Consider the following 7,368-nt stretch of genomic DNA (forward strand, 5'->3'; position numbering starts at 1 on the left):
CAAAGTTCGCCCAATCTCCCATTGCCAAAACAATCCTAAAAGAAAAAGCCGTGAATAGCGCAGGAGTATGCGCCTCAGGGGATTGCAAGCGGGGCAAGGAAACGGTAGAGTATCGCGTGTCGCGTGTGGGGCTGCGGTACGCAGGGGCGGACCATGGCAACCGCGGGGGATCGGAGGACAACATGCAACGCTTTACAGGGATCTGGATCATGGCGGCTGCGGCATCAGTCTGCACTGCGACGCCGATGAATGTGGCGCTGAACAAACCGTACACGCTGGCGCCGGCCCCGCGCTACCCGCATTGCACGGACGCCGGAGACAAGACGCAACTGACGGACGGCGCCTATGTGAAAGGCTACTTTTGGACGCAGGCGGGCACGGTGGGATGGAGTAGCGTCGCGCCAGTCTACTGTACGATCGACCTGGGCCGCGTGGAGCCGATCTGCGGGGTGTCATGGAGCACGGCGGCCGGCGTTGCCGGCGTGGCTTGGCCTGAGTGCCTGTATGTGCTGGCGAGCGAGGACCGTAAAACGTGGACGTACCTGGGAGACCTTTGCGAAGGGAATGACGAGGGGCCGAAGCCGCCGCAAGGGGCTTATGCAGCCTTCCGGTTCGCCTCGGACCGTTTGAAAGGCCGCGGCCGCTACGTGTGCGTCATCGCTGCTGCGCGCCCCTTTTGCTTTGTGGATGAGATTGAAGTGTGGCGCGGGCCTGATGACTGGATGAGCGGAGCAATGCCGGGCCGCCAGAGCGATGATCCTGCCCGGTTCTACAACGAGACCTGTATTCAGTCCGGCGTGGCGGCGCGGCTGCGCCAAGATCTGGCCGAGATCTTCAGTCAGGCGGCGTCCAACGGTGTGGCCGCGGCGCTGGCGGTGCACAAAGGCGAGGCGGACCGACTGCGCGAGGCCATCGCCGGCACGGCGGCGGAGATGCCCGGTTCCCTGCAGACCGTGCTGCCGTATGGCGAGACACACGAACGGATTCTGGCGCTCAATGCGCCGGTCCTGCGGGCGGTCGGCGTGACGCAGCCGCGCCTGTGGCAGGGAAACCGCTGGGATCCGCTCGCGCTGACCGACCTGCCGCCGACGGGAGAGGAGATGTCGGCGTTGTCGCTCGACCTGATGCGCGGCGAGGTGCGCGGCGAGGCGCTGAACCTCACGAATCCGCATGACCGGGCGCTGCCGTTTACGTTGCGGCTGACGGGCCTGCCGGCCGCGCTGAACCTGGAGCTGCGCGAGGTGGTGCCGACCGATACGCAGAGCCGCAAGCCGGTGATGGCCGCGCTGCGGCCGCTTGTTCCCGACGGTCAGGGCCGCTGCACGCTCCATGTGCCGGCGGGCTGTACACGGCAGGTGTGGCTCTCCTGCCGCCGTCCCGCCGCGCCGCCCGATGTCCACGAAGGACATCTGCTGATCGATGCACCGCCGATAGATTTCCGTCGAGACGTGGCCGTGCGCGTGCGGCTGCGCACTCTCGAGTTTCCACGCCAGCCGCGGCTGCATGTGGGCGGCTGGGATTATGTGCAGGGGGACGCTGATTACTACCGCGCGCCCGGTAATCTCGCGCCCAATCTGGCGTTGATGCGCGATCTGTATGTCGACAGCCCCTGGGCGACACCCGCCGTCTTTCCCAAGGGGGCGCGTTTCGACGAGACCGGCCGCCTGCTCAATGCCGACGAGCTGGACCACACGCTCTGGGACGAGTGGACGGCGCGTTGGCAAGGGGCCCGCAACTATTGCGTGTTCTTTGCTGTCGGTCCTGCGTTTCACGGCGAGAAGATGGGCACGCCGCGCTTCACGGCTATGGTCGGGGCTTGGCTCGCGGCCTGGGTCCGGCATCTGGAGGGGCAGGGCTTGAAGGCGAGCCAGATGGTCATCCTGTTGGTGGATGAACCGCATGAGCGCAGTCAGGACGAGATCTTGATCGCGTGGGCGCGGGCCGTGCGTGCCGCTCGCCTCGGCGTGACGCTGTTCGTCGATCCGACCTACACTGATCCGGCCAAGGGTGCCCCCGAGATGTATGCCCTGCACGATGTCCTCTGCCCCAACACGCCGATGATGACTCAGCAGGGCGCGACGTTCCGCGATTTCTACGTGCGCCAGCAGACAGCGGGGAAAACCCTTTGGCTGTACTCGTGCAGCGGCCCAGCCAAATTGCTGGACCCGGTCACCTATCATCGCGCGCAGGCGTGGCTGGCGTTTCAGCTCGGTGCCAAGGGTTCCTTCTACTGGGCCCTGGGCTGCGGCGGCGGCATCGGGGATTCGTGGCGCACCTATGCCCAGTCGGGCATCGAATACTCGCCCTATTTCGTGGGCCCGGACAGCGTGCTGGACGGCAAGCACAGCGAGGCCCTGCGCGAAGGCGTGCAAGATTACGAGGCGCTCTGCATGCTCCGGGATCTCACGGACCAGGCGCGCGCTGCAGGACGCGATGCGCCGTGGGTGCAGGAGGCCGAGCGCGTGTTGTCTGCCGGTGTGGCTGAGGCGGTGGCTGCCGTGAAGCCGGAACGCCTCTATTGGCATGTCGCCAAAGATCGCGGAACGATGGACAGCGTGCGTCTTCAGGTCCTCGATCTGCTGGAGGCCGCGTCGCGCGTGAAGTGATTGGGGGTTCCGGGTTTCTGGTTTCAGGGTTCTGGTTTCTTAACGCAGAGGGGGCCTGCACGTTCACAGCAAAGCGGTACGCGTTCACGTACACGAGAACGCGTATGGCCGTGGACCTGAGAAGGGACAGCGGGCACCGAACGCGGGCGTTTACGGCAAGCGCACCTTCAGGCGGTAGAACTGGCGCGCGTCCGCGTCCGGGGGATTCGTTATGGACAATCTCTCCGTGGTCGACATGAGATTGGTCTTGCCCGGCACAGGCAACCAGGCATGATCCGACAGGGTGCGGGTAAACTGTACGTCATATACGCGGTCCGTGGCGCATGGCCACGTCAGTATCCATCCAGTGGCTGACGGAACGATGCCGGTCAGGCGCAGGACGGATAGCCCGTTGGTCGGATCGGTGTTCATGACATACTCGTCGCCGGTCGGCGCACCGTCATGGTCCGGATCGTCATTGACTGCCGCCTCGAAGTTGTTGGTGATGCCGTGTTTCGCCAACCACCATTCCGGCGTTGGCCGGCTGGTGGTCCGGTTTTCCTCAAAATGCGCGGTCACGGATTTTGGCGTGTTCATCAGCAGGTTGAGTGGGTTTGCGCTTCCCGCAGCATCACCGGACCAGTTCGCGAAGTGATAGTACGAGTCCGCGGTCGCGGTTATCTGTGTTGTTGTGCCAGCCATGCACCAGCCGCCTTTGGCGTCGATCGAGCCGTTCGGTCCGGCGGCGGGCACCAGCCAGTAGTTCGTCGACCATTGCCACGTCAGGACGGAGCTGTTGGTTACGGTCATGACGACCTGTGTACCCGCTCCCAAAGTTGGCGCATGGCTGCTCATGACCCAGCCCGCGCAGACATACTGCGTGGCACCATACGTATCCGGTGTGCTGACCGTGTTGGTCAGGACCGTTCCTTCCCAGAAGGTATGCTCGCCTGCCGCAGGACAAGCGGTTCCGTAGGGAGAAACGACCGTTAACGAGTAGAGATCACTCACCCGGAATGCATTGGAAGCAGGCGGGGCGGCTTCGTACATCGCGTTGCCCGCCTGCGACGCCAGAATGCTGACGACACCGGGGCCGGTGAAAGCGAGGTTTGTGCCCTCGGAGATGACCGCCGGCCCCGAAGCCACCTCGAACGTAACCGGCAGTCCGCTTGACGCCGTTGCCGCGAGCGGCACCGTACTGGTTACGCAGAGGTTGCCGATGGCGGGAAAATCAATGGCCTGGCCCGCCTTGGTGACATTGATTGAGATCGTAACAGGCGGGGCACAGTCCCAGAGTGGGTCGCCGAGTTGCCAGGCCATCACCTTGACCACGCCGGCGGCGGTGAAGGTCAGATTGGAGCCTTCAGAAAGCTTGCCGGGGCCGGAATACAAGGAGTAGAAAAGTGGCAGACCCGAACTGGCTGTTCCTGCAAGATGCACGATATTCGTCGTGAGCTGGGATCCCGGATTTGGGAAAGCAACGGTTTGGGGACGCCGAATGACGTTTAATGTGATGGGGATTCGAAGCGGACTGTTGGTTGCACCCGGGATGGTGATGACGTTCGTGGCGCAGTACGAACCCAGGTCCAGGCCGGTATGCGCCACGGCGGCGGTATAGACCTGACTGTCCATCCGCGCGACGGTTCCAATTGACGGCCCCGACAAGGTCAGCCAGTTGGTGGGCCCTGATCCGAAGGTCAGGCGATTTGAAAAGCTCAGCCCGCTGCAGCCGATATTTTGGATCGAGAATGTCTTGTCGGAAGCATTCGTCCCATCGATGTAGGCATCGAACGTCAGCGATGTCGGGCTTGTGGCCGGCTGTGGCGGTGCGGTCAGGTCCGAGGAGATGACATCCAGTTGGATGGCCGCGCCGTCGTGTACGTTATCCCATGCGTATTCCTGAAACGCGATCCAGATAGGCGTTCCCGGCGGGATGCCAAAGTCGCCCAGCTTGATCGTGCGCTTGAACCAGGGCGGGAATTGGCTCCCGCCGCTACTTCTCGCCCACACGTTGGTTTGAGCGATGATGGTAAAGTTCGCTGGGTCCGGGCCGGTGGTGGAGATGCGCACGTACACCGTGTCCGGGAAGTTGGTGAAACAGAAACGGAGCCAGTAGGATAACGTCGAGCTGGGGGTCAGGCCGCTCAGTCGGGGGGAGATCAGCCATTGGTCGTTGTGATAACCTTCCGAGGAACCGCCGCCTGTGGTCCAGGAACAATAGGCGTTGTGAGAGCCCGCCTCGGCTGTCGCCGGGACGGAACTCGTCCCGTTCCCCCAGCCGGGAAGCGGCATAACGCCTATCGGGAGTTGATACCACCCCGACCCGCCCTGAAGATTTTTCTTGGTCCATCCGGGTGGCGGAAAGGTAGAGCTCTCGAAGGATTCCAGCATCTGGGCAGATGCTGTGGCGGCAAGAAACAGCAGCGCAGCGAGCAGCGTGACGCACCCGCATAGGCCCTGGAATGGGACTCTGTGAAGGAGCCTAGAAAAAGATATTCTGCAAGCGACACCGGTTCGTGAATATTGCATGTTATACCCTCTAAAAGTGTTCGCGAGAGTATTCCAGAGATGCCTTATGGTCAAGAACTTTCAGCGCCCGATGGCAAGGCCCGAAGAGCGACGTCGTGCTGATTCCAGAGGCGCGGCAGCGGGGTTTCGGATTACAGGATTGACATGATTGGGATAAAGCAGTTACATCATGGAGTATTCGCCGCCCAAGGTGCTGAAAACAAAGGTTGGACAGGTATCGTCTGAAGCCGCGCCGAGCGCGTCTCCAGACGAACCGTCACCCTGAACGTTCTGAAAGACATGAAGAAGAGAAAGACAGCCATATTGATCGCTGTCGGCACATGCCTTCTGGCTCTGGTGATGTATCCCGTTTTGCGAAACGCATGGGATATGCACTGTCTGGATGCCAAAGGGCGTTGTCTTGGAACAATATATAGGGCCATGACGGAAAAGGCCTTAGAAGCAGAGGCCTTAGGTCATGGGTTCTCCAGCCCTCGAACACTTGCAGAAATTCTCGACGAAAAAACGGAGACTGAATTAAAGAAGAACGGCGTCGATTGGAGGCAGATTCAATACAATCCGGTTTCAGACGACTCTCCAGACACTACCATTGTTATGTCTCTCGAATCAGGGGAGTACATCATCCTGCTCAAGAAAGGTGGAGCCCTGCTTCGCGGACGGAAGAAATACGCAGAGCGATGGAGGACGGATGGCGGTTGAGAAGGCGGCTTGGAAAATGATACACTTACGCCAAAACGAGGTGAGATGATGCACAATGAGTTTACAGCAATCGTGGAACAGGCCGGGAAGTGGTTCATTGCCTACAGTCCCGAGATTCCGGGAGCTAACGGACAGGGTAAGACAAAGGCGGAATGCCTGAAGAACCTGGCTGAGGCCATCGATTTGATACTAGCTGATCGTCGGGAAGACGCACTGCGCGGTTTGCCGACAACAGCAATGCGGGAATTGGTGGCGGTTGGATGAAACGTAACGAACTCCTGCGACACCTACGCCAAAATGGGTGTTACCTGAAGCGCGAAGGTGGCTCCCATTCCCTTTGGGCGAGTGTCAACACAGGCAGGATTGAAGCCGTACCGAGGCACACCGATATCTCGGATCGCTTAGCCTTCAAAATATGCAAGTGTCTTTCCGTTCCCGATCCGAAATAAGGCAGAACCATGAAAGGGTTTCACGCGTGAACACGCCGTGAAACCCTGGTTGGACTAAGCGGGTTGGGGGAGGGCGCGCACGTGGCCCCATGGATTTATCAGGCCGCGCGGGTCCCGCATCCGCGCGGCCTGGCCGTTTTCAGGCGATGAGGTCTGCCCGCCGGCCGGGGAACGAGGCGCGCGGAAGCGCGGCGGCGGAGGCGCTCGCGGACCTGCGGGGCGCGTTTTCCCGCCCGGGCGCAAAGCGGCGGCGGGACGGCCGCGCGGGCGCGGCGTCCTGCCGGGGGCGTCGGGGATGTGCGGGCCGCGCTCACGCGGGAGGTCCTCTCGCGGCGGAGTGCGGGGATCGCGCCGGTTCGGGACGGAGTTGTTCCACCGCCTGCATCGGCGTCTTGCAGCGGCGGCAGACGGGCGCGGGCATGGGTTCGCGGGCGGGCTTGCCCGCGGGCGGCAGGGGCAGCTCCCGCGCGAGGGCGAGGCGCGCCTGGAGCAGGCGCAGGGCCTTGCGCCGCGAGCGCCGCGCCTGACGGCGGCGCGGCTGAAGGGGCCGCGCCTCCCTCCCTCGGGCGGCCGCGAGCGCTGAACCCGAACGCGGACGTGGAAGGCGCCGCGGCCGAGGCGCGGGCGGCGGGTAGGACGCTGGTGGTTGTTGCCGGGCACCCCTTGTGCGGCTATTGCACAAGGTTCGAGACTGCGTTGGCCGCCTCGGGAATGCCGGCTCGAGAGGACATCGTCCTTGTCCGCGAGCTGAACCCGTGGGAGTCCAACGCGGCCTACCGCTGGACGGGCGGAGGCAACGCGCCGATTATCCGCGTCACGCGCTGGGACTCCTCGGGCGGCCTGGTCTGTGACCGGAAACTGAACCGGCCCGGCGTGGCGGATCTAGCGGCCGCTCTGGATGCCTGCCTGTCACCGACTCAATGAGGTAGAGGGCGTTTCGTTTTTACTGGGTGGGGTGCAGGCGAAAAAAACCGTTTGCGCCCAACCTTATTGAAAATCAGAAGAGTTTAGTGGTGGAATTAGTGGTGGAATTTCAGACGTTTTCACAGGGAGTCAAAATTCACCCTTCAAAAAAGCCGAAAACGAAAAACCCCGTTTTCATTGGG

Annotated in this window: 6 protein-coding genes; 5 read left to right on the forward strand and 1 reads right to left on the reverse strand. The window is 62.3% G+C overall.

Going from position 1 to position 7,368, the window contains the following annotated elements:
• The first annotated feature begins 182 nt into the window (after positions 1-182).
• Positions 183-2,606 (forward strand): hypothetical protein, encoded by a 2,424-nt coding sequence (locus PLJ71_22265; GenBank protein HQM51414.1) that lies wholly within the window; start codon positions 183-185, stop codon positions 2,604-2,606.
• A gap of 150 nt (positions 2,607-2,756) precedes the next feature.
• On the opposite strand, the gene PLJ71_22270 is transcribed toward PLJ71_22265, so the two are convergent.
• On the reverse strand, positions 2,757-4,976 hold the full coding sequence (locus tag PLJ71_22270) for a choice-of-anchor J domain-containing protein (protein ID HQM51415.1): 2,220 nt from the start codon (positions 4,974-4,976) through the stop codon (positions 2,757-2,759).
• Positions 4,977-5,393: 417 nt separating this feature from the next.
• Here PLJ71_22270 and PLJ71_22275 point away from each other — a divergent pair, with 417 nt between their 5' ends.
• The 4 genes from PLJ71_22275 (at position 5,394) to PLJ71_22290 (ending at position 7,186) form a co-directional block, all read left to right on the forward strand.
• Entirely contained in the window at positions 5,394-5,813 is a 420-nt protein-coding gene (locus PLJ71_22275) for a hypothetical protein (GenBank protein HQM51416.1), read from the forward strand.
• A gap of 48 nt (positions 5,814-5,861) precedes the next feature.
• Complete coding sequence (locus PLJ71_22280) at positions 5,862-6,077, forward strand: type II toxin-antitoxin system HicB family antitoxin (protein ID HQM51417.1); 216 nt, start codon at positions 5,862-5,864, stop codon at positions 6,075-6,077.
• Positions 6,074-6,262 carry a type II toxin-antitoxin system HicA family toxin gene (locus PLJ71_22285; protein HQM51418.1) on the forward strand — a complete coding sequence of 63 codons (189 nt, stop codon included), beginning with the start codon at positions 6,074-6,076 and terminating at the stop codon, positions 6,260-6,262. Before PLJ71_22280 ends, PLJ71_22285 begins: the two co-directional genes overlap by 4 nt.
• 597 nt (positions 6,263-6,859) lie before the next feature.
• Positions 6,860-7,186, forward strand: a complete 327-nt coding sequence (locus PLJ71_22290) for a hypothetical protein (GenBank protein HQM51419.1) — start codon at positions 6,860-6,862, stop codon at positions 7,184-7,186.
• The last annotated feature ends 182 nt before the right edge of the window (positions 7,187-7,368 follow it).

It is taken from the genome of Candidatus Hydrogenedentota bacterium (assembly GCA_035416745.1).
Lineage (GTDB): Bacteria > Hydrogenedentota > Hydrogenedentia > Hydrogenedentales > SLHB01 > UBA2224.

Coding starts and splice junctions, on each gene's coding strand:
- PLJ71_22265 (HQM51414.1), top strand. CDS start 183: ATGCAACGCTTTACAGGGATCTGGATCATGGCGGCTGCGGCATCAGTC.
- PLJ71_22270 (HQM51415.1), bottom strand. CDS start 4,976: ATGCTGGAATCCTTCGAGAGCTCTACCTTTCCGCCACCCGGATGGACC.
- PLJ71_22280 (HQM51417.1), top strand. CDS start 5,862: ATGCACAATGAGTTTACAGCAATCGTGGAACAGGCCGGGAAGTGGTTC.
- PLJ71_22275 (HQM51416.1), top strand. CDS start 5,394: ATGAAGAAGAGAAAGACAGCCATATTGATCGCTGTCGGCACATGCCTT.
- PLJ71_22285 (HQM51418.1), top strand. CDS start 6,074: ATGAAACGTAACGAACTCCTGCGACACCTACGCCAAAATGGGTGTTAC.